At 40.9% G+C, this 23685-nt stretch carries 20 protein-coding genes; 7 read left to right on the forward strand and 13 right to left on the reverse strand.

The window, feature by feature from the left end; all coding sequences use genetic code 11:
• Nucleotides 1-5 precede the first annotated feature (5 nt).
• The 13 genes from HMPREF9389_RS01445 to ftsW form a co-directional block, all read right to left on the reverse strand.
• Complete coding sequence (locus HMPREF9389_RS01445; RefSeq protein WP_002930962.1) at nt 6-941, reverse strand: glycosyltransferase family 2 protein; 936 nt, start codon at nt 939-941, stop codon at nt 6-8.
• Entirely contained in the window at nt 938-2086 is a 1149-nt protein-coding gene (gene cps2T / locus HMPREF9389_RS01440; protein ID WP_002930964.1) for a beta 1-4 rhamnosyltransferase Cps2T, read from the reverse strand. Before cps2T ends, HMPREF9389_RS01445 begins: the two co-directional genes overlap by 4 nt.
• Before the next feature lie 113 nt (nt 2087-2199).
• Entirely contained in the window at nt 2200-3447 is a 1248-nt protein-coding gene (locus HMPREF9389_RS01435; protein ID WP_002930966.1) for a glycosyltransferase family 4 protein, read from the reverse strand.
• Between the two features lie 3 nt (nt 3448-3450).
• A complete protein-coding gene (locus tag HMPREF9389_RS01430; protein WP_002930967.1) occupies nt 3451-4758 on the reverse strand; it encodes a DUF2142 domain-containing protein in 1308 nt (435 codons plus the stop codon).
• Nucleotides 4745-7726 carry a rhamnan synthesis F family protein gene (locus HMPREF9389_RS01425; protein WP_002930969.1) on the reverse strand — a complete coding sequence of 994 codons (2982 nt, stop codon included), beginning with the start codon at nt 7724-7726 and terminating at the stop codon, nt 4745-4747. Before HMPREF9389_RS01425 ends, HMPREF9389_RS01430 begins: the two co-directional genes overlap by 14 nt.
• Before the next feature lie 24 nt (nt 7727-7750).
• Complete coding sequence (locus HMPREF9389_RS01420) at nt 7751-8530, reverse strand: glycosyltransferase family 2 protein (RefSeq protein WP_002930970.1); 780 nt, start codon at nt 8528-8530, stop codon at nt 7751-7753.
• Entirely contained in the window at nt 8520-8879 is a 360-nt protein-coding gene (locus HMPREF9389_RS01415; protein WP_002912850.1) for a DUF2304 domain-containing protein, read from the reverse strand. Before HMPREF9389_RS01415 ends, HMPREF9389_RS01420 begins: the two co-directional genes overlap by 11 nt.
• A complete protein-coding gene (locus HMPREF9389_RS01410; protein WP_002930972.1) occupies nt 8879-9595 on the reverse strand; it encodes a glycosyltransferase family 2 protein in 717 nt (238 codons plus the stop codon). Before HMPREF9389_RS01410 ends, HMPREF9389_RS01415 begins: the two co-directional genes overlap by 1 nt.
• 36 nt (nt 9596-9631) lie before the next feature.
• Nucleotides 9632-10624, reverse strand: coding sequence for a glycosyltransferase family 8 protein (locus HMPREF9389_RS01405; RefSeq protein WP_002930981.1), 993 nt, complete (start codon nt 10622-10624; stop codon nt 9632-9634).
• 6 nt (nt 10625-10630) lie between these two features.
• Nucleotides 10631-11959: a lipopolysaccharide biosynthesis protein gene (locus tag HMPREF9389_RS01400; protein ID WP_002930982.1), complete on the reverse strand. Its 1329-nt coding sequence runs from the start codon at nt 11957-11959 to the stop codon at nt 10631-10633.
• A gap of 330 nt (nt 11960-12289) precedes the next feature.
• Nucleotides 12290-13486 carry an elongation factor Tu gene (gene tuf / locus HMPREF9389_RS01395; RefSeq protein ID WP_002912857.1) on the reverse strand — a complete coding sequence of 399 codons (1197 nt, stop codon included), beginning with the start codon at nt 13484-13486 and terminating at the stop codon, nt 12290-12292.
• 254 nt (nt 13487-13740) lie between these two features.
• Nucleotides 13741-16587 carry a phosphoenolpyruvate carboxylase gene (gene ppc, locus HMPREF9389_RS01390; RefSeq protein ID WP_002930986.1) on the reverse strand — a complete coding sequence of 949 codons (2847 nt, stop codon included), beginning with the start codon at nt 16585-16587 and terminating at the stop codon, nt 13741-13743.
• Between the two features lie 46 nt (nt 16588-16633).
• The gene (gene ftsW / locus HMPREF9389_RS01385) at nt 16634-17866 is read right to left on the reverse strand and encodes a cell division peptidoglycan polymerase FtsW (RefSeq protein ID WP_002930988.1); all 1233 of its coding nucleotides are present in this window, start codon (nt 17864-17866) and stop codon (nt 16634-16636) included.
• A 154-nt stretch (nt 17867-18020) separates the two neighbouring features.
• On the opposite strand from ftsW, the gene HMPREF9389_RS01380 reads away from it, so the two are divergent.
• The 7 genes from HMPREF9389_RS01380 to HMPREF9389_RS11860 form a co-directional block, all read left to right on the forward strand.
• Nucleotides 18021-18497: a glutathione peroxidase gene (locus tag HMPREF9389_RS01380; protein ID WP_002930990.1), complete on the forward strand. Its 477-nt coding sequence runs from the start codon at nt 18021-18023 to the stop codon at nt 18495-18497.
• A gap of 207 nt (nt 18498-18704) precedes the next feature.
• A complete protein-coding gene (locus HMPREF9389_RS01375; protein ID WP_002930992.1) occupies nt 18705-19562 on the forward strand; it encodes a glycoside hydrolase family 25 protein in 858 nt (285 codons plus the stop codon).
• A 142-nt stretch (nt 19563-19704) separates the two neighbouring features.
• Nucleotides 19705-20553, forward strand: coding sequence for a DUF368 domain-containing protein (locus HMPREF9389_RS01370; protein ID WP_032906614.1), 849 nt, complete (start codon nt 19705-19707; stop codon nt 20551-20553).
• Nucleotides 20546-21031 carry an aminoacyl-tRNA deacylase gene (locus HMPREF9389_RS01365; RefSeq protein ID WP_002930996.1) on the forward strand — a complete coding sequence of 162 codons (486 nt, stop codon included), beginning with the start codon at nt 20546-20548 and terminating at the stop codon, nt 21029-21031. The genes HMPREF9389_RS01370 and HMPREF9389_RS01365 overlap by 8 nt, the downstream gene beginning before the upstream one ends.
• A 62-nt stretch (nt 21032-21093) precedes the next feature.
• Nucleotides 21094-21729, forward strand: coding sequence for a histidine phosphatase family protein (locus HMPREF9389_RS01360; RefSeq protein ID WP_002931005.1), 636 nt, complete (start codon nt 21094-21096; stop codon nt 21727-21729).
• A 100-nt stretch (nt 21730-21829) separates the two neighbouring features.
• Nucleotides 21830-23320: a lysine--tRNA ligase gene (gene lysS / locus HMPREF9389_RS01355; RefSeq protein WP_002931007.1), complete on the forward strand. Its 1491-nt coding sequence runs from the start codon at nt 21830-21832 to the stop codon at nt 23318-23320.
• A gap of 52 nt (nt 23321-23372) precedes the next feature.
• The coding region (locus HMPREF9389_RS11860) for a transposase family protein (RefSeq protein ID WP_162091605.1) at nt 23373-23685 on the forward strand (313 nt) is incomplete at its 3' end.

The raw sequence follows: 23685 nt of genomic DNA on the forward strand, positions 1-23685 counted from the left end.
GAATATTACTCCTTATAAGCAAACTTTGTGAGAATGAGGCTCGTAAAAACAAGGGTATGGAAAGTGCGGTTTTTACGGTAGCCATATTGACGAATCCTGCGCCAGCGCTCCTTAAAAGGTACCTCCATAATGGTCACAAAGTTCTCAATTAACTCTCTATTTTCAGCAGTTAGCGGCAGGACCAGCAAATTTCTAGCCTGGGTCTGACTGTCTTTTATCAATTTCCAATATTTGGCAAAAAGAACATGGGGACGCACCCAGTTTTTTACGCGTTTTCTGAGCGTTCGAGCTCCTAGAACATTATTTGAATGCTGGCGATAGAGCTCACCCGGCTTGTCAATATAGACCAACTTTCCAAAAGCCGCAGCCAGCAAGCCCAGATACCAATCGTGCATGAGCAGTTCATGCTCTTCCTCCCCAGTCCAAAGTTGGGCCAAGGCGCGATTTATCATAGAAACACCGCCCGTCACCGTATTCTCTGTCAACTCTTGGACTAGTTCTGTATTAGCGTGATCCGACTGAGTGCGAATCATGCTTTCGTGAACAACCTGTAGCTCTTGATCTACGACCTTCAAGTCAGTATAAACCAGCAAGGGCTGACTGCTATCATATTTATCTGCTTCAGCCAATTGCATGGCAATCTTGTCTGGCAGCCAAACGTCATCTTGGTCACTAAAAAGATAGAAATCCGAATCTTGGTATTGAAGCAGACTATGAAAACTTTGAATGACACCCAGATTTTGTGGATTTTCCCGATTGATAAAGGAAATGCGGTCATCCTTGCGGCAAAAGTCTTCGATGACAGCCCGCGTCCCATCTGTAGAGCCATCATCACGAATCAGCAGCTGCCAGTCCCTATATGTCTGCTCTTGAATACTCTTAATCTGCTCGGCCAGAAATTGCTCCCCATTATAGGTGGACAGAAGAATGGTCACTTTCATGATAAAAATAAATCCTCGTATTCACCCACAATTTTTTCCCAGGTGTAGTTTTCTTTCATATTTTCTTTGGCAGCTTGACCTAGCTCCGTAAAATCTGTTTGAGCATCTACTCGGTCAATCAGTTGGGTCAGCTGACCAGGGTTTTTTTGCCAGTACAGAGCCGTTTCTTTTGCCACCTTCCGATTGAAGTCCACATCCAGCACCAGATTGGCATCTGTCTGAGCCAGTGCTTCCAAGAGTCCCGGATTGGTACCGCCAACCTCATGTCCATGTATGTATGCAAAAGCATGATTACGAATATATTTGAGCAGATTCTGATCATAGACCGTTCCAACAAATTTAATGCGAGAATCACGGTCAAAGCTCGTTTTCTGCTTAAGCTCTTCAAAATAGGGATTGCCCTCATGATTGCAGATAATCAGCAAGTCACGTTGGGTTTTGGATTTCATAAATTCTTGAATGATGGTTTCATAGTTGTTTTCTGGAACGAAGCGTCCGACAATGAGGTAATAGTCTTTTTCCTTACTGGCCCACTTTTCAAAGAAGACCCTGACCTTGCCTTCGTTTTCCGTCAGATTAGACAGATAAAGGTCGGTTCCATAAGCGATACAGGTCGTTTTAGACCAAGGATAAGCTTTTTGAATATAGCTTTCGATGCCTTGATTGTCCGCTATAACCAAGTCTGCATGCTTGGTCATGACCTTCTCAGAATACTTGAGATAGGCTTGGACTGGCTTAGACCACTTGGCCCGCTTCCACTCCAACCCGTCAGGATTGATAAAGAATTTACCGCCTGCCTGATGGATACGACGAGCAAGGGGAAAGATAAAAGCACCAATCGTATTTCCAAGAATGTAAAAAATTGGCTGCTCAATCTGCTCTTTCTTAGCAAACTTGAGGGCGTAGGAGACAGCCATCATATCATAGGCAATTACGCGAGCCGGACCAAGCTTGGGTGGCTTGACTGTAAAACAGTCTACGCCCTTGTAATCAAAATGATGAAAAGCTTCATCATATGATAAGCAAGCCACATGATACTGGATTTGAGAAGAGATTTGATGCTCTGTCAATTTCTCGACAAAAGTTTCAAATCCTCCATATTTGGCAGGAAGTCCCCGACTCCCGATGATGAAGACATGTTTCATGATTTCCCTCAATTCAAGATTTTACAATCCATTCTATTATACCACTTTCTAGTGTGTTTGTATAATATAAAAAGGACAGGTAGAGCCGCGGCTACACTTGTCCTTTTCTTTCTTTAACCTCTTCTGCCAGAAAGCAACTTATTTTTCACTTTGCGTAAAAAAGAGCCTGCTGGTTGAGAAGGTAAATTTGTATCCAATAAGCACTTGACATGACGCAAAGAGTTAGACTTGTATATTTCAGTGTTTTCAATCTTATCCAATAAGTTTTGGTAAACACTCTGAACTGTGTAGCGCTCTTGGATTTTACCAAGATTGGCCACCGACTGGTCTTTTAATCTCTCAAAGTTTGCCAAGGCAATGTTTATCTTATCAGCCAACTCCTCGATATTGCCAGATGAATACAGCTGACCTTCTTCAAAGATTTCATAGGCGGATAGATGACCAGGATTGTCCGACAAAATGGTCGGAAGGCCATTCATAATCGCTTCAATATAGACTAAGCCAAAGGTTTCCATCGCAGACGGAAATACCGCTAGGTCTGCTGCCGTCACCTCTGCCCAAGGATTGTCCTTGTGTCCCAAGAAACTAATATTTTCTATTTGATGTTCAGAAATATAAGCATCACATTTTTTTCTGTAATCCTCATCCCAGGCACCTATAAAAACCAAAGCCGGTTTTGGCTGAGATAACTTGTCATAGGCTTTTATCAATTCTAATTGATTCTTACGCTCTGTCAAACGTCCAACTGACACAATACGCCTTTCGGCTCCATCCTTTTCTTCTGTATCAGTAGGCTGAATTTTCGTAAAAGGAGCAAAAGACAAGACTTTTCTGTCTGGCAGCAGATCCTGCAGCTGTCTCTGCAAGGCACCTCTAACTGCAAATATTTCCTGCGAATAATCACTGATAAAATCTAGCTTTTCCTTGTAGTAACCAAACTCTCCGTCAGGAAATTCATGAATCAGCCAGAAATGTGGAACATTCTCGCAGGCCGCTGCCACTGCTCCTTGAAACATATTGACCGTGTTGGTAATAACCAAATCAATCTTTCGCTCCGTTAGCATCTTTCTGAGTGCTGATGTATTTTCCTGATAAGACCGAGCTCTAGACTCAGGACAACCTGGCAGGCCACCAGGCGCATCCTCCCACCACCATTTAACTGACGGCAAGGCTATAGTCTCAACACCCAAGGCTGCCAAGCTGGATATATAGTCCTGCTGAACGGCTACATGATAATCCGGAATCGCATTGATAACCTGATGTCCCGTCTGGACCAAGTACTCCATCAAATTGACAATAGAGATTTCAGCTCCATTATCCAGCGTTCCCGTCGGCGAAATAAATAATATCTTTTTTTTCATAGCTTATCCTAATACATTCCAATAAAAGGGCACCATCAAGTAGAGGGAAACCAAGAAGTTAGCTACCAGAGTCCCAACCATCATTCGATTCACCACTCTGTCTTTAATGTCCAAGGTTCCTAGATTAGCAACAGTTGGTAGCAGTAAGATCAAGAAGGGTGTAAAATAACGTCCCTGAGCACCAACCGATATCATGGCACCTTTACCTAGGACGATGGGCGTCCACTGAAGATACATAATTGACACAACAGCAATCACTTGAACCAGAAACAGATAACGCGACATGACTGAGTAGCCCTTGGTCATAAAATCTTTCTGCGACTGCAAAAAGATAAGCGCCAAAACTGCCACATCGATAAAAATCAGCCATAGAGGCAGTTGAATGGTGAAATTGCCCAAGAAGCCAAACATACCAATTGTCAAAATCGTATTCAAGTCGCCATTAACACTTTGCTTAAAGAGCGTATTCAGTAAGACTTGTCCATAGTGCAAGAGCCCACCCTGATTGCGAAAGGCTAGATGCAGGGCAAGAAAGAAAGTAGCAAAGCCAAGTACATAAAAGATAATGCGATAGCGAGCTACAAAAGCTTTGGTTGCAACAAAAGGCTTGTTCAGAGCCGCAAGGAATCCTTCAAACTCAAAGTCAACAAAAGGCAGCAAACCTAATAAAAGGACATTATTCGGTTTAGTGACAAAGAGACCTATGGAAATCACTAAAAGTTCCAGCACATTTCTGTTGGTAAATTTCTTATGGTAGGCAATATTGGTCAAAAAGCCAATTGCCAGCGTAATCTCCAGATAGCTCATCACATCGTAAGAGAGAGAAGCTGCCTGCTGGACCATAATAGGCAAAAGAGATAGGAAAAGTAGAGCTTTTTTGCCATATTTGAAGTATTTAATCAGGAAATAAATTCCAAAGATATAGGCCAAGGCATTAAAGAGCCGCCCCATCATCGCGATGAAGCCTACTGACGGATAAAGCATGCTTCCCAAGGTCATACCTAGGAGCTGAGGCAGGAAAGAGATAGCCTTGAGATTAAAGCCAAAGGTAAACTCTTCTTGCGCCAGATCTATCTTCTCTGAGAACAACTGCTTATACTCTGCCGGTGAAACATTCGGAGTAGATGGAATTTTGTCCATCCATTTATATGTTCGACTGGTCGGTTTATGGAAGATTTCCCATGTCATACGAGCGTGATTGGTCTCATCAGGCACCCGATTAATCGGCTGTGCAATCATAAAAGTCAAGACAAAGACACTTGCCAATAATAAGAAAATATTCTCGACTTTTACTTCTTTATTTCTTTTCAAAATAAGTCACCATTTCATCTTTTTTATCTAAACTGCAATTTTCTAATACAAAAGCGTAGGCGTTCTCTGCTAGTTCTCTGCGTAAATCAGCAGAAAGAATCAGGCTTTCCAACTTTTCTTTCCATTCACTATCTTTAGCCAAAAGTCCAGTCTGACCGTCAATCATCATGTCCGCAAAGGCACCGATATGACTGGCAATCGTTGGCACCTTGACTAGAGCTGCTTCTATCCACTTGATTTCTGACTTGGCCCGATTAAAGACTGAGTCAACTAACGGGGCTAGATTAATATCAACCTGACTAATCAACTGAGGCAAGGCCTTCCAGTCCACATACTCATGGATGACAATACGCTGCGTATATTGTTTCATATCCTGCGGGATATCCAAATGCCCTACAATATGAAGCTCAACGAATGGGTAGTTGTCAAGCACTTCTTTGATAGCCGGCTTGATGAGCTCAAAATTCTCATTGTGGCTGATGGAGCCAGAGAAATAGCCGATTTTTATTCTGTCGTCTGCGCCAAAGTCTTCCTTCAAGAACTGCGAGCTAACCGCAATCAATTCGCTGGACGCCAGATTCCGATTCAGCAGGACGGAGTCCTTATATTTGAGCAATTCCTCTTTTAACTGATTAGTGGAGGTAATCGCCCCATCACAAGCCGCTAGCATTTTCCCGTAATTCTTCACCCCTGCATCGTAATTGCCCTTTTCCTTCTCAGATAAGCCTTGTGTATAACTCAGCTGGTCCGTATAAAGGGTATCAAAGACCAAATCATCAATATCAAAATAGACTGGCTTATGCTCCTCCCGAGCCAAATCACACAAAAGCTGGAGCTGGGCGGACCAAGGAGCGCGGTAGATAATGATGTGGCTGGCATACTGGGCCTGAGCCAGACTAAACTCAGACGCATTAACCACTTTCACAGCAAAGCCATTCTTTCTAAGCTGCTCTGCCTTATTGAGCACACGGTAGCGCGTACACTGCGGAATGATGTTCTCTACACCGTCAATGATGAGAATATATTGATCACGAGGCACATCTTTGAATTTTTGAACGATATTCTCAAGAATCTCCACTGGGTAGTCTGTCTTCTCCCGAACATAGTCCAATACATCAGGAACCTCTGACTCTCTTTCCAGACCTTGCCATAAAAACTGCTGATCATCATAATTCTTCAAAGAAGTATACTTAATCAGAGGACTGCCTGCCTTTAACATCCTTAATGGATGAATATACATAGCTGAATCCCGATTTTCGTGAACCAAGGCATCGTAACGATAGCCCAAGTCAGCAAAGTACTTGGTAAAAGTCGTTTCATGTTTTCCGATAGCCTCTTCCCTTGAATCTGTATCAGTCAGCACTTCCCAATAGTCGTAGAATTCTTCGGATTGAAGCAGCAAAGGCTCTATCACCAGAAAATAAGACTGTAGGTGATTGGGAATGTAACCATAGCGGTTAAAACCAGTAATATCTTCCTGGGTCTCACCATAGGAAATTCCCCAAAAGTCAAGATTTCTGCCAGCCATAGTATGAAAGACAGCCGCCAAATCACTCATAGGTCCGATATTGGTGTCATTGACGAGCATCAGCTGAGAACAATGCTGCAGCGTTTCCTTTCCTAAGGAAAGAATGCCTTCACGAAAAGCTGCCGTATCATAGCCACTATTATTCCTCACCAAGACTTGCCCATACTGCTCTAAAGTTTCTAAATCCTCTTCAGCCAGTCCGCCGTTAACGACGATGAGAGTCTTATCAGCCAAAGCTGCTAACTTTTCTAAAAAGATAGTCTTATACTGCTGCAGGCGTGGCTCGGATTCAAAAATGACATAGACTAAGACTTTTTCGCCACTTGAAACTGAAGCAAGAGCTTTTCCCCTTTGAGAGTTTCGCAACCATTGATAATAATAAACCTTAGGAGACTTAACTTGGCGTTTCAAACGAACCAGCTGTTGTTTAATCCGACTTAAAACAGCTTTGATACTGCGAGGATTCTTAATTATCTGAGCCAGACGTTTCAATGGCGTAATCAAGCCATTTCCCAATCGGTAGGAAATAGATCGGCGAATACGAAACTGCTCCTGAATAGCCTCATCACGCTGTTCTTTTATCGTTCTCAGTCTGGATTTCAAGGAGTCTAGATTTTTATGTAACTGCCTCTGCTCCTCCTGCAGTTCAAGAACATAGTCGTTCACTTTATCCATATGCTGAATCAACTCATCCAAACGACCTTCCAGTGTAAATATGTTCTTTCCCAGAGCTTGATATATTTCATCTGGTATCTGTTTTACATACTTACGCAGAATTTTCAGATACATTTCGTAATGATATCTCGTAGAATCCCGTTTAGAGATTGATTCCTTATCAAAGACCCGGTAATTCAGATTCGTTTTTGCATCATAAACAGGTTTCGCTCCTTGATTGATAATTAAGTTTAAAAGGAAATCATAGTCTTCCAGTTTTTCACGATTCAGAGCTTCATCATAATAAATACCATCAGCAACCGAACGACGAATGAGAGAACAGTTGGAAATAAAATTTTCCGTTAAGAAAGCTAGCTTGTCAAATGGTCGTGATTTAAGGTAAACTTCCTTTTTATCAGGGTCATACAAATCACCATAGACAATATCTGCCTCTTCTTGCACCATGCTTGTGTAGAAACTCTCAATATAGTCCGAATCCAGAAAATCGTCACTATCCACAAAAATAAAATAAGTGCCTTGAATTTGCTGCAAAGCCTTGTTTCTTGTCTTGACAACCCCCATATTTTCATGGCTTTCAAACCGCGTTGGAAAAGGGGAATCCACCAAGACAGCTTCTATGATTTCAGCAGAATGGTCAGAGGAGCCATCATCCAATACCAGTAACTCAATATTTCGATAGGTCTGCGCAAAAATACTGCGCAAACACTGTTCAATGTAATCTTGATGGTTGTAACAAGTTACAACAACAGATATTAAATCTTTCATATACTTTCCTTGTAAATAACTCTATTAATTTGAGTTAGCATCTTGACTCTTCATATATGCTTTATTTATCAGATTAGCCACCCACTTTGGCCAGAAAAGCTGATACATAAACAAGTCCTCTTTGGTTCGAGTATTATCTGAAATAGTCTTGGTTGTTTCAGATTCTCCATGAATCCGATGGCACATAAGCTTCTCGGAAATATAAGCGAAGCGACCCTTATAGGCGCTAATCTTGTACCAAGCATACCAATCCAGACTTACTCGCATTTCCTCATCAAATCGGAAATCCCTTAATGCCTCTAAATTGTAAGTCACCGCCGGACAGGAAATGGGATTGCCAAAAGCCAGGATCCGATTTCTCCAAAAACGGCTGGATGGCATAAGATTCAAGGTTTTAAGCATGAGAGTCTTGATTTTCAGATTTGTATTAGCCGGAATTTTGATTCCATTTTTCTCTTCAAAGTAGTCTGTATAGGCAATGAGAATGTCTTTAGATTGCTCTATCTTCTGCATCACTGCTTCTAGATAAGTTGGCTCATAGTAGTCATCCTGGTGGGCAATAGTAGCATAAGAAGTCTCAACAAAGGAAAGGGCATTGTTCCAGTCCTTACCGATACCACCGCCTTCTTTCGTATAAAAAGGAATACCGTACTTCTGGCACAACTGCTTGATTGAATCCAGCGGTGTTGAGCTATAGCAGATAACCTTTGATGGTAAGGTTTGAGCTTGCAGAGACAGGATACAATCTTCTAAAAATTCACTTTCGCCATAGGCGCAAATCACCCAGGTATGGTTATTTTTCATCTTTTTCACTCTCTAACTTGGACATTCTTTGCTTCATGATGGACAGTTCTTGTACCAACTGCTTGATTTGTTCCTTTTGCTTTGAAATGGAAATAGTATGTAAAAAAACAATAACCAACAAGAAAAAGATGGCCAAGGACATGACAAAGTTTGAGGTCAGTTCAAAGCCTAACAATTTGGCAATCGAAACGGGAATCCAATCAAAAATAGAGATAACAATCAGTACAAAGCCAATAATAATCCACATAAAAGCTTGCTCAAACAAAATATTGTTTTGATTGATATTCCGAAAGACAAAATACAGGAATAGAACTGAAGCCACTAGCATAACAATAGACAAAATGGACATTATTCACTCTCTTTCATAAAAGCAGCAATCAAGATCGAAGAGCAAACTTCAATCATATAGCGAATGGACTTAATCGGAGTAATCGAAGAGACTCCTCCTGCACGTTCAAACATATTGGCTGGTGCTTCCACCACTGTATATTTTCGCTTCAAGAGATGGACGATTGATTCTGGCTCAGGATATTTGATAGGATAGCGCGCAGCGAATTGTCGAATAATGTCTCGATTGGCCAAACGATAGCCTGATGTGGTATCCAGAATCCTTTTGCCTGTTGTTAATTTAATAAAAGCTGAAATAATGGTAATACCAAAACGCCGCATAAAAGTCGTCTGAAACTCCGAAGCCTTGTCACCGATAAAACGAGAACCAACAACCAAATCCGCCTGCTGTCGACGAATAGGCTCCAGCAAAGCATCCAGCGACTCAATATCGTGCTGACCATCTCCATCAAACTGTACGGCCACATCATAATTCATCTCAAGAGCATACTTATAACCCGTCTGAACAGCTCCACCAATCCCTAAATTCATAACCAAATGAATAGCATTCAGATGATGACTGTCCAAAATCTCCTTGGTTCTGTCAACTGACCCATCATTGATAACTACGTAGTCTAAGTCAAAATCAACTTTCTTCCGATATTCTACAATGCTCATAACCGTATTTAAAATACTTTCTTCCTCATTATAAGCAGGAATTATCATTAAAACTTTCATTAATTTAATCTATTCTTTCTATAACATGTCATCGCATTATTTTTTGTTTTTCTGCAACTGTTTTTTTCTATATTTCATAAAGCTCGGAATTAGGGAATTGATAATCTTATATCTTAGCATTGGAAAAGGCTTCATAACAATATTAAAGATTCTAAAACAAACAAAATACAGCTGCCAACCTTCTTCCATTGGTGTATCCTTCCATGGAGTTTTGTGGAGATAATAGAGGTACTCCTTTTTAAACCTATGTGTATTCCCCTTCCGCCAAGGTCTCTCTTCACCAAGATAGTGAATAATTGTAGGTGCTTTCCGAAAATAATTAAAATCTTCCTGTGATATAAACTTAGTTGGCTTACTTAATTCACTCAACGTTTTATAAGGATAGACATCATAAATATTAAAATAATTAAAGGAAATTGGCAAGGTAAAAATTTGCTCTTTCAAGGCTCCATTTAAGGCATCTTGGTCAGGTGCGAATAGCTTTCCTTCATGAAACTGATAAAATTCTATGACCTTTTTACCAATCTCTTCCCTACGCCATTTTTTTAGATCGATCAATAGGACACCCGAATTATGATAGGGGTACTCTTTCAAAGCTAGAAATTCCTTTCTTGACTTATCCACAGTTGGTTCGGGACACATACCTATTACCTTATCTCCTAAGTCGCTATAAAACAATGAACCTAAATCTTCTAGAACTAGTGTATCTCCATCGAGATATAAGATCCTATCAACTTCTTGTGGAAGAAGCTTATCTAAAAAAAGACGTGCCAAAATAATTGAAGACCAACCGTTTGTATCAAAATCAAAGTCAATATAGTCTTCGATATTATTTATAGAAATAATGCAAACTTTTCTATCGTAACTTTTAGCGAATCCTTTTAATTTATTTTGATTCTCTTGGCTTATCCTCTCGCCAATTAAATATACTGTAATATTCTCAGCGGATTTATTATTCTCAAATATAGAACACATACAGGTTGCAACTTGAGGTACAAACGAATCATTTAATGTAAATAAGATATTCATAGAATCCTACTTCTTTCTTTTTTCCTTATTTTTAACAACGCCATAAATAATCAGACTTGTTGCATAAAAGACGCACATGGAGATTAAAAAGGAATTAGCAGCTCCGAGCAATTTTTGGTCGCGGATAAATGGCAACGTAATAAATTTTGAAACAGCAAATGTCAATAAATAGGCTATCATCAGATAATGCTGTTTTCTAAAGATGGTCATAATGATATCGACTACTAGAGCAAAAACATTCAAAATACCACCTATAAGTAGTATAGTGAAAGGAAGCTTATACTCCTGTAATCGGATACCGTAAACAGCACCAAGCACTTCTGTACCAATCATATAACCTAAAACAACAATGACAACTCCTAAAACAGTCATTGTTAGATATAGGGTATTGACCTGTTTGAAAAATAGTGTAAATTTCTTCTCATTCCAATAAATAGAAAGCTGTGTAGTCAACGGTCTCAGGACGAAGAACAAAAGGGATAGGACAAAGACAGGCATGAATAGAACATTGAAATCTCTTTGAACCCCAGATGAAAAATAGCCATTTGTCAAAAGGTAATCAATATCAATTTTGGGCTCGTTATAGATATACGTTATCAAAAATCCATTTAAAAACAAGGGGAAACTATTTTTCAAAATAGAATACACATTTTTTCTGTCATCAAGGAGTTTAGGCGAAAACATTTCCTGAGAAAAATGTAATCTACAGTTTCTGAAATCTAAGGGGAAGGTCAGAATGAAATTCGCACAGCAAATAGCAATACTAGCTACCATCAATGATTTTGTAAGCAACAGGACTGTTGCAAATATTAACATGCAAATCCAGCTCCTATAGAATTGCACCTTTCCAGCTAAGTCTGATCTATTTTTTTGCTGAAATAATCCTTGAAAAACATCTGAATATGCATCTATAGCACGATAAAGAACAAGCAATAAAATAATACTAGATTTGTAAACATCATACCCTTGCCATAGAGTATAGATAAACGATGTTAAAATCATCAAAAAGACCGTAAAAAGTCTCGTGTTATGATAAGAAGCAAATTGGTATCTTTCTTTTACATCCGTAGATTGCAGATTTCTAACTTGAAAATAACCTAGAACAAAGAACTGCTGAGCAAGAGCATAAGCAATACTAAAAATATCAGAATCTCTTGAATCTAGAAATCTAGAAGCTAGTAGAAGCAAGACGACTGATATCAATGAGGATGAGACTGTCCCCAACATGTTCCATATATAGTTATTTTTCAGTCCTTCTTTTGAGATTATTTTTTCTATTTCTTTATTACCGTCATTATTTTTAGCATAAGATAATGATCCTGATTTTGAGGGCATTTTTCTTCTCCAAATGTATTCTATTTCTTATTATACTATACTTTCAGTGAAAAGTGAAAATCCTTCCTGAAAGAATCTCTGTTTTAAATGATTCTTTCTTCCCCAACCTAACCAAAAGGGCAAAACTTCTATCAAGCTTATATCTATACTTCTTCCCTTTCCGTCTCCTAAATCATCTTCAAGGTGCTTCTGCAAAATCGAGCTATCTACTCTGGAGATTACCGACTACTTTCTATTCTTCTTTTTTAAAAAACAATTACAATACTAAAAAACCCCGTTTTCACGGGGTTTAGTGTCTGACTATAATTGTTATCTGGGAACGGAATCGAATTAAGCTTCGATTTCTGTAACCATACCTGAACCAACGGTACGTCCACCTTCACGGATAGAGAAAGTAGTACCTTGTTCAACGGCGATTGGGTGGATCAACTCAACGTCGATTGTTACGTTATCACCAGGCATTACCATTTCAGTACCTGCTGGAAGTTCGATTGAACCTGTAACGTCAGTTGTACGGAAGTAGAACTGTGGACGGTAGTTGTTGAAGAATGGAGTGTGACGTCCGCCTTCTTCTTTAGTAAGGATATAAACTTCACCCTTGAATTTAGTGTGTGGATTGATTGAACCTGGTTTAGCAATAACTTGTCCGCGTTCGATTTCATCACGTTGGATACCACGGAGAAGCACACCTACGTTGTCCCCTGCAAGACCTTCGTCAAGCTGTTTACGGAACATTTCAACACCAGTAACAACTGCTTTTTGGATTTCTTCTTTGATACCAACGATTTCGATTTCGTCGTTGACTTTAACGATACCACGGTCGATACGTCCTGAAGCAACTGTACCACGACCAGTGATTGAGAATACGTCTTCGACTGGAAGAAGCAATGGCTTGTCAGTATCGCGTTCTGGTTCTGGAATGTACTCATCAACAGTGTCCATCAATTCCATGATGATGTCTTCAAATTTAGAGTCACCTTCAAGAGCTTTAAGAGCTGAACCTTGGATAACTGGAAGATCGTCACCTGGGAAATCGTATTCTGACAAGAGGTCACGGATTTCCATTTCAACCAATTCAAGCAATTCTTCATCGTCAACCAAGTCAACTTTGTTCATGAAGACGATCAAGTGCTTAACACCAACCTGACGTGAAAGCAAGATGTGCTCACGAGTTTGTGGCATTGGTCCGTCAGTTGAAGCTACTACAAGGATAGCTCCGTCCATTTGAGCGGCACCAGTGATCATGTTTTTAACGTAGTCCGCGTGTCCTGGAGCGTCGATGTGAGCGTAGTGACGCTTAGCAGTTTCATACTCAACGTGCGCAGTGTTGATGGTGATTCCGCGTTCGCGTTCTTCTGGAGCAGCATCAATAGACGCATAGTCTTTAGGTTGGTTAACTGCTGAAGGCAAGCGACGTGCCAATACAGTTGTGATAGCTGCAGTCAAAGTAGTTTTACCGTGGTCAACGTGTCCAATGGTACCAATGTTAACGTGTGGTTTACTACGATCGTATTTTTCTTTTGCCATTTGAGTAAAAGCCTCCAATAAAATATATTTTATAGATAGACAGTAGGCAATACAGTCTAACTTTCCTTACTATTTTATCAAATTTAAATGAAAATGCAAGTCTTTTAGCATTTTTTTGTGAATTATTCCTTGTCTGATTTGTAGTAAGGTTGATACAAAGAAAAGCGATTGAACTGTCACAAGTATAACGAATTAAGAAGCCCTTTGGTTACAAAAATAGAAAAAACCGGAAAAATTCCGATTTTCTCTTTGTATTAGCCAGAGTTTCTCAGACCAGTCGCAATACCGTTGATGGTAATGTGAATCAGCTTTTCTTGATCTGGTGTAAGCTGGCCATTTCGCTGACGCTTGATTAGCTCTAGCTGGATATAGTTCAAAACATTGAAATAAGGCATGCGGTAGTCCAAGCTGTCTCTTAGATAAGTGTTTTCTGCTAGGAGTTCATCATGACCTTCAATCTCTAAAATGACATCCTTAGTCAACTGCCACTCATCCAAGATAATATTGAAAATATCACGCACATTCTGATCTTCGCAAAGCTGCGCATACTCAAAAGCGATATTCATATTTGACTTAGACAGAACCATATCTACATTTGACAAGAGTGACTTGAAGAAAGGCCATCTCTTATACATAAATTGCAGAAAGGCTAAGTTATTTTCTGGGTCTTCATCAATGAATTCCTTGAAACTTGACCCGACACCATACCAGCCTGGGAACATAACTCGACTTTGAGACCATGAGAAGACCCATGGAATAGCTCTGAGACCGCCGATTTCAGTGATGGTTTTACGGGCTGCTGGACGTGAACCAATATTAAAGCTAGAGATAGCCTTGATTGGGCTAGATTCGAAGAAATAATCGTAAAAACGCTCGTCGCCAAAGACTAAATCACGGTAAATCTGATAACTGCGATTGACTACTTGGTCCATGATTCGCTCATATTTATCAGAAGTATGGCTATCGCTCTTCTTATGAGTTACCATGCGGTTAATGGCAGCAGACACTAGCATTTCCAAGTTATAGTAGGCTGCGTCTTTGTTTCCATATTTATTACCAATGACTTCCCCTTGCTCAGTCAGACGAATCCGGTCATTGATACTGCGGAGTGGCTGAGAAGTAATGGCTTCATAGGTTGGGCCGCCACCACGTCCCACTGTACCTCCTCTTCCGTGGAAGAAGGTGATTTTTACGCCAAACTTATCACCAATAGCTGTCAGCTGCTGCTGAGCCTTGTATAGGGTCCAGCAAGAAGACAGGTAGCCACCGTCCTTATTACTGTCTGAATAGCCCAGCATAATTTCCTGATAATTATCCTTAGAGGCAATCCACTTCTGCGCAATCGGCAGAGATAGGTATTTCTCCATGGTATCGCAGGAATTGTCCAAGTCTTCAATGGTCTCAAAGAGCGGAACAATCTGAACACGGGCACCATTTTCATCAATCAGCCCCACTTCCTTGAGCATAATAGCCAACTCAAGTAGATCTGATACACTGGTCGAGTGAGAGATAATATTCTGCTTAATCACTTCTTCACCAATGGCATCTTTTAGCTGACGAGCTGTTTTGAAAATCTCCAGTTCTTTTTGCAGGAGTTCAGATTTAGACTCATGGGTAGCTGATAGAATACGAGGATCTTCAAGCAACTGTTTGAGGAGGACCTGGCATTTTTCTTCTTCCGACAGACTACTATAATCCTGAACAATATTAGCCGAAGCCAAGAGCTCAGCCACACAGGCTTCATGAACACTGGAATCCTGCCGCATATCAATGCTGGCTAAGAAGAAGCCAAAAACATCAACCGCTTGGAGAAGTTCAGTCAAGTCGCCACTTACCAAAGCTTCCCCATGATGTTCAATAAGAGAATCATAAATGACCTGCAAGTCTTCTTTAAATTCCTGAGCTGTTTTGTAAGAAGGTGTCTCCTCCTTCTTGAGCTCAGTCAGGGTCTCGCTGATACGAGACTGGATATAATTAGGGATGATTTCTCTTCCTTTATTGCTGACAGAAAGGTTGGCTTTCGCAGACAATTTTTCCTCAGCTCGGTCCATCAATCGCTGATCGTCAGTTGAAAAGTTGCCTTCTTTTAGGTAAAGCAAGGTTTGAATCAGTTTAGACTGGATATAGTGGAAAGCACGGCGGTAAGGCTCATTTTCACGATAAACAGACTTGTCAGTAGATAGAGCTGCCATTTCTGCTACTGCCTGACTGGTTTCTGATAGGTTGGTCGAGAGCGAGAAGGTGCGATAGAGTGTATAAACCTTGTCAATATAATAGTTGAGGATGACTTCACTCTGGAGGGTGGCTGAAAGTTTAAGGGTTTCTGCTGTTACAAAAGGATTACCATCCCGGTCACCGCCAATCCACATTCCCATGGTAATAGGCTTAGGATTATCCAGCTTAATGCCCCGCTCTTCTGCCAAGCGTCTGTATTCAACCATAAAGTTGGTGATAGCTTGCAGAAACGAACTGTTGTAGTACTCCATGACGTTGGTAATCTCATTGGTCACTTTCAGCTTCTTCTCACGGATCATATCTGTCTGCATCATAAGCTCAATATAGCGGCGGAGATTTCCTAGCCACTTCTTCTCATTGACCAGGCCAGCCTTAACATCACGATGCTGGCGCAGTAAACTATGGATATGATTGGTTAAGTCCAGAATAGTCTTGCGCTGAACCTGAGTCGGGTGAGCTGTCAGGACTGGCACAACATTCAGGTTTTCCAGAATTTCCTGAGCATTTTCCCGCGTTGAAATCAGGTCAATGGTTGTTGACAGCTTTCCAAGATAATCCTGATTGATATTGTTCTGATGGTTGATTTCATAAGCAAGGTCCACATCTTCTGAGATATTAATCAAAAGCGGCAAAATAGAAAAATAACGGGAAATATAAACCATTTCATCTGTCGTTAGTTCTTCTACAATTGCTTTTAACTCATGATATTTGGAGTTAACAGCCAGCTCTTCCATGAGGGAGATTTTTTCAAAGGTCTCAGGGCTGAGAAGATTCCGAGTAATGTCGGCAAGCAAGTCTGTCAAAATGGCGACTTCTTCTCGAATTACTTCTTTATTGCTGTAGCTTTCTAATTTGTTAAATGACATAATCTGCACCTTTCATTTTTGCAACAACTGTTCACACGAACTACGATTAAGCTTCCTCAGACCGGCCTTGCGCCTCCGCTTCCATCTGCTCATACAGGGCATCACGGCGCTCGTTGGCATCAATATTAAGCACCAAGGCGATGGCTACTGACAAGACCAGAAGACTGTTCCCTCCTTGCGATAGGAAGGGGAAGGTTACTCCTGTAGAAGGAATAAGACCTGAGATACCACCGATATTGATGAAGGTCTGCATGAGTATCATACCGCCAATTCCCAAAGCCATCATGGAGTTAAATGGATTCTTTGCCCGAATCCCTACCAAGATAATTCTCAAAATCAGGAAAAAGAGTAAGGCCAGAATCAGACTGGCACCAAAGAAACCAAACTCTTCTATCACAATAGAAAATACAAAGTCCGTATGAGCTTCTGGCAAATAGCCACGCTTTTCAATAGAGTTACCCAAGCCCAGACCAAACCAGCCGCCATTACTCATAGCATAGTAGGAATTAGCCAATTGGTGGCCTGAGCCAGACAGATCCTTGAAGGGATTGAAGAAAGCACTAAAACGCTTGGCCACATATCCAAAGACTGGAATCTTGGCCACGCGCTCAACCCCAATCAACCAAATGCTAGCTAGAACCAAGCCGGAAACACTAACAATGGCTCCCAGCATCGTAGAAAACCATCGATAGCCAATCCCGCTGACAGCTATCATTATCACGACGGTCAAAAATAGAATAGTCGCATTTCCAAGGTCTGGCATAATAGCTACAATCCCAATCAGAATAGCCACCATGGTCCGCCAGTCGTTAAAAGCTTTAGGAAACCAATGGTTGTGAGTCAGGGCTTGATAGTCATAGACCTTTATCTCCTCCTGCCTCTTTGTGAAGCGAAAAGCTAGATACCAGACCAGAATAATCTTCAAATACTCAGCAGGCTGAATACTGAAAGCTCCAAGCTTGAGCCAACCATGAGCTCCGTTGATAGTCCCTGTTATAAAACGAGATAAAAGCAAGAGGATAATCTCAGCAAAGATAACTATAGTCAGGATACTCCCTTTTTTTAAGAAACCCAAGCGGATTCTATATAGGAGCGCAATTATAAAGAGACTTATTATCCAAAAAATCCCCTGATTCATGACCATCCCAAAACCATTTCCTCCGGCCTGAATCGAGGTAGGACTCGTCGTTGAATAGACCACAATCAATCCCAAAACAGATAAAATCAAATAGGGAATCAAGATGGAATAATTCAACAAGTGCTTCTTGTCAATTTTCATATTTCACCATTAAACTTCTAAAAATTCAATTCTCATTATACCACCTTTTGGATTGAAAAAAAAGCATTAGTGCAGAGACTGGAATAATATGACCTTGCTTTCTCTCTTTTACATAAAATTGTGATAAGATAGGAAGCAAACAAAGGAGGAGAACATGACAGACATTTATGATATCGAAATTCAAAAACAAGACGGAAGTCCGCAAAAAATGAGTGATTATAAAGGTAAGATTCTGCTGATTGTCAATACAGCGACCGGCTGCGGCTTCACTCCTCAGTATCAAGAACTGCAGGAACTCTATGAGCGCTATCAGCAAGACGGATTTGAAATCTTGGATTTCCCCTGTAATCAGTTTGGCCAGCAGGCTCCTGGAGACGCCGCAGAAATCAACAGCTTTTGCAGCCTTAACTACGAAACGACCTTTCCTCGATTTGCTAAGATTGATGTCAATGGTCCTCTTACCGCTCCTCTCTTTGACTGGCTCAAAAAAGAAAAGGGTGGTCTTCTGGGCGAGAAGATCAAATGGAACTTCACAAAGTTTCTGGTTAACCGAGACGGAACAGTCATCAAACGCTTCCCTCCACAAACCTCTCCCCAAAAGATAGAAGAACTCATTCAAAAGCTATTATAAAAGGTAAGAAAAAGCAAAACGATTTAGCCAACGAAAAATCACTTTCCACAGCCTGCCTAAGCTCTTTAAAAAACAAGACATTTTGAACTTTCAAAACGTCTTGTTTTTGCTTTATAATATTTCAATTATATTACATTTTATTCATTTTCCAGCAATTCTGGGGATATTTTTTGCTTTTTTATTTGTTTTAAGTTAAAATAAACCAGTATGAGGAAGAGGATTAAACCGCTTGCAATCCTAATTTTCTTTGCTTCTTTTATCACTTTTATTTTGATAAGCAAGCAAATTACTGACTCTCAGGAAAAGCAAGCACAGGCAAAAATTTCACAAACTAAACAAACTCCAAGTTCCTCAAAAAAAGAGGAAACATCTGACGATTCGTCCTTGGATGAAGAGTTTATTTCCAGACCGATCATTGACATTTCTGGCTGGCAGTTGCCAAGTGAGATTAATTACGACTTACTCGCACAGAATGTTTCGGGAGTAATTGTCCGTGTTCATAGTGGAGCGCAGGCAAAAAAAGAAAACGCAGCAACCCATCTGAATGGTCTGGACAAGTCTTATGAAAAACATATCAAAGAATTTCAAAAGCGAAACATCCCTGTTGCTGTCTATGCCTATGTGGCCGCCAATAGCAAAAAGGAAATGGAAAAAGAAGCCGAAAGTTTCTACAAGGCTTCTGCCAAGTACCATCCAACCTATTATTGGCTAGACGTCGAAGAAAAGACCATGTCTGACATGAATGCGGGAGTTGAAGCTTTCCGTGCCAAGCTAGAGTCACTTGGTGTTAAAAATATTGGTATCTATATTGGAACTTATTTTATGGAGGAACACAGTATCTCTACTGATAAGTTCACAGCAATTTGGATTCCGACTTATGGTAATGATGACGGCTACTACAATGCCGCACCAAATACTGAGCAAGATTACGACTTGCATCAGTACACATCACAAGGTCAGCTGACTGGTTTCTCTCATTATCTTGATTTGAACCAGCTGTCAACCTTAAAAGACCAGACAGCTACTTATCAAAAGCTATTTACAGTTCCTAAAGAAAGCCAATAGCTCAGAACGACAGCTCAAATCTCAAAAACTGCTGTCGTTTTTTATTGTCAAAAAATAGGAAATTTCCAGCCGTTTCCTCTTAATAAAGCCTATATTTTATGATATAATGATTTGATAAATGAAATTAGAAAAGGAAAATACAATGATTTCTTGGTTGAATAGAATTTTCAAAGGAATAGTCATTGCACTTGGCTTTATTTTGCCAGGAGTTTCAGGCGGTGTTTTAGCAGCTATCCTAGGTATTTACGAGCGCTTGATTCATTTTTTAGCACATTTAAAAGAAAACTTCGTCGAAAATGTTCTCTATTTTATACCAGTTGGAATCGGAATGGTTTTAGGAATCGCCGCCTTCTCCTATCCTGTCAATCTGCTGCTGGACAACTACAAAGTGATTGTCCTTTGGGGATTTGCCGGAGCTATTATTGGGACTGTTCCTAGCCTTATTAAAGAGTCTGTCGCTAAAAGTGAGCGTGATAGAGTTGATATTCTCGTTTTCTGGGTCAGCCTCATCCTTTCAGGAATCTTTCTTTATTCCTTAAATGGCATGGTCGGCACCTTGCCAGCTAACTTCCTCTCTTTTATCTTAGCAGGAGCCTTGATTGCACTGGGCATTTTAATTCCCGGACTCAGTCCGTCCAACCTTCTCCTGATTTTAGGCCTCTACGCTCCTATGCTGAACGGCTTCCGCAAACTAGATCTCTTGGGTACCTTTCTTCCCATCGGAATAGGAGGCGCCTTAGCTCTGATTCTCTTCTCTAAGCTGATGGATCATATTTTGAAAAACTACTACTCTCGTGTCTATCACTTTATCATTGGCATCGTCCTATCCAGTACACTTCTCATTGTAGTGCCTCAAGCAGGAAACAGTGAAAGCATTAGCTATCATGGAGTTTCTATATTGACACTTGTCCTTGCAGCCTTTTTCTTCGGTCTGGGAACCTGGCTGGGACTCTGGATGTCACAATTAGAAGAGAGATATACTAATGGCTAAAAAGACAAAAATCAAAAAAACACTGGTCGAGCAAATTTTAAGCAAGGCTAAGATTGAACATAGAGGCCTGCAGCTAAATGCCTTAGCAGAACAGCCAGCTGAAGGCTTGGACCGTTCGCAGATTTATAAAACCTTGGCCTTGACAGGAGACAAGACTGGCACACTAATCGGTATCCTGCCAATCACAGAACATCTATCTGAAAAGAAAATGGCCAAGATTTCTGGTAATAAAAAAGTCAGCATGATTCCCCAGAAAGACTTGGAAAAGACAACGGGCTATATCCACGGAGCCAACAATCCAGTCGGTATCCGTCAAAAGCATAACTTTCCAATCTATATCGACCAGTCAGCTTTAGAGCGGGATAGCATCATCGTGTCTGCTGGTGAAGTCGGCCGCAGTATCGAAATCAAGGCTCAAGATTTAGCAGATTTTGTTCAAGCTGACTTTGCAGACCTCAAGGAGAATCCTAGCTCATAATTCTTCAATATTGCACCTAATATTCTCAATAAACCCTAATAAGAAAGAAACAATCAACCACTATGAAATTATACTTTGTCCGACACGGAAGAACGGAATGGAATCGGGAAGGCCGCTTTCAGGGAGCCAGTGGTGATTCGCCACTGCTGCCAACCGCCGTTGAGGAACTGCATAGCCTAGGAAAACATCTGGCTCAAACACAATTTGGCAAGATTTACAGCAGCGACCTCCCACGCGCCATTCGCTCTGCTGAGATTATTCAAGAAGAAAGCCAGTTTCCGACTGAAATCGTATCAGTACCTGAACTGCGAGAATGGCAGTTGGGAAAACTGGAAGGAGCAAAAATCTCTACCCTAGAAGCCATCTATCCTCACCAGATGACAGCCTTCCGCCACAACCTTTCGCAATTCAATCATACCTTTTTTGACGCTGAGTCAGTCTACCATACAACCCACCGGACCATTTCCTTTATCAAGACCTTAAAGGACAAGGACTATGAACAGGTCCTCATTGTCGGGCACGGTGCTAACTTAACCGCCAGTATTCGAACCATGCTGGGCTATGACACACCTCTTTTGCGCAAGAATGGCGGTCTGACCAATGCTAGCATCACCATCCTTGAAACAGGAGACTTTGAGAATTTTGAGCTGATCACTTGGAATAATACGGATTATTTAGTTGAAAAGGCAGAAAATTAAAGCTGGATTTCTAGCTTTTTTTCTTACTTTATAGCCAAATATAGATGAATTTCCCTATCTTTTGTGATAAAATAGGTAGGAAAACTTTTGGAGGAAAAACATGACTACTGAACATATCGAGGAATTAAACGACCAGCAGATTATCCGCCGTGAAAAAATGGCTGCGCTGGCTGAGCAGGGAATTGACCCTTTTGGTAAACGCTTTGAACGAACTGCTAACTCTGCTCAACTGAAAGAAAAATACAACGATAAAGATAAAGAAGAATTAAACGAACTCAACGAAACAGCTATTATCGCTGGCCGTCTCATGACCAAGCGCGGCAAAGGAAAGGTTGGCTTTGCCCACATCCAAGACCGTGAAGGTCAAATCCAGATTTATGTGCGTAAGGATGCTGTTGGTGAAGAAAATTATGAAATCTTCAAAAAAGCTGACTTAGGAGATTTCCTCGGTATCGAAGGTGAGATCATGCGGACAGATATGGGGGAGCTTTCTATCAAGGCGACCCACCTTACTCATTTATCTAAGGCTCTGCGTCCCCTGCCTGAAAAATTCCACGGCCTGACAGATGTTGAAACCATCTACCGTAAACGTTATTTGGATTTGATTTCCAATCGCGAAAGCTTTGAACGCTTTGTCACTCGCTCAAAAATCATCTCAGAAATCCGCCGTTACTTAGATGGACAAGGCTTCCTTGAAGTTGAAACTCCTGTTCTCCACAATGAGGCAGGCGGTGCTGCTGCCCGTCCATTTATCACCCACCACAATGCCCAAAACATAGATATGGTGCTGCGGATTGCAACTGAGCTTCACCTTAAACGTCTCATCGTCGGTGGTATGGAGCGAGTTTATGAGATTGGCCGTATCTTCCGTAACGAAGGAATGGATGCGACTCACAATCCAGAGTTCACTTCCATCGAGGTTTACCAAGCCTATGCGGATTTTCAAGATATCATGGACTTGACTGAAGGCATTATCCAACATGCAGCTATCTCTGTAAATGGAGATGGACCAGTCAACTACCAAGGAACTGAAATCAAGATCAACGAACCATTTAAACGCGTTCACATGGTAGATGCCATCAAGGAAATTACTGGTGTTGATTTCTGGCAAGATATGAGTTTTGAAGAAGCTGTTGCTTTGGCTAAAGAAAAGAAAGTTCCGCTTGAAAAGCACTTCACCGAAGTCGGTCATGTTATCAATGCTTTCTTTGAAGAATTTGTGGAAGAAACCTTGATTCAGCCAACCTTTGTCTACGGTCATCCCGTTGCAGTGTCACCTCTAGCTAAGAAAAATCCAGAAGACCCACGCTTCACGGACCGTTTCGAACTCTTCATTATGACCAAAGAATATGCCAACGCCTTCACAGAGTTGAACGATCCAATCGATCAATTATCTCGTTTTGAAGCACAGGCAAAAGCCAAAGAACTGGGTGATGACGAAGCAACAGGCATCGACTATGACTTTGTCGAAGCTCTGGAATACGGTATGCCACCAACTGGAGGTCTGGGAATCGGTATCGACCGTCTGGTTATGTTACTAACAGACGTGACTACCATTCGAGATGTCTTGCTCTTCCCAACCATGAAATAATCTGTATTTTATACGATTTTAAGAAAACAAATCCTGCTGGAATTCCAGCGGGATTTTTTACATCACAAACTTACTCGGAATAAAAGACCCTAACATCACTATCTTGGATGTTCTAGATGCTGGTACACATAAAGAAATCATCGCTAAGCTAGATTATCCTGCTCCTAAATGCCCTCACTGCCAAGGACAAATGGCTAAATATGACTTCCAAAAAGAATCAAAAATTCCCTATCTAGAGTGTGCGGGATATAAAACGCTGATTCGCTTAAAGAAACGACGTTTTCGCTGTAAAGTCTGTGGGAAAATGGCTGTCGCAGAGACTTCCTTAGTCAAGAAAAATCACCAAATCTCAATCATTGTCAAGC

It is taken from the genome of Streptococcus sanguinis SK355 (genome assembly GCF_000212855.1).
GTDB lineage: Bacteria > Bacillota > Bacilli > Lactobacillales > Streptococcaceae > Streptococcus > Streptococcus sanguinis_A.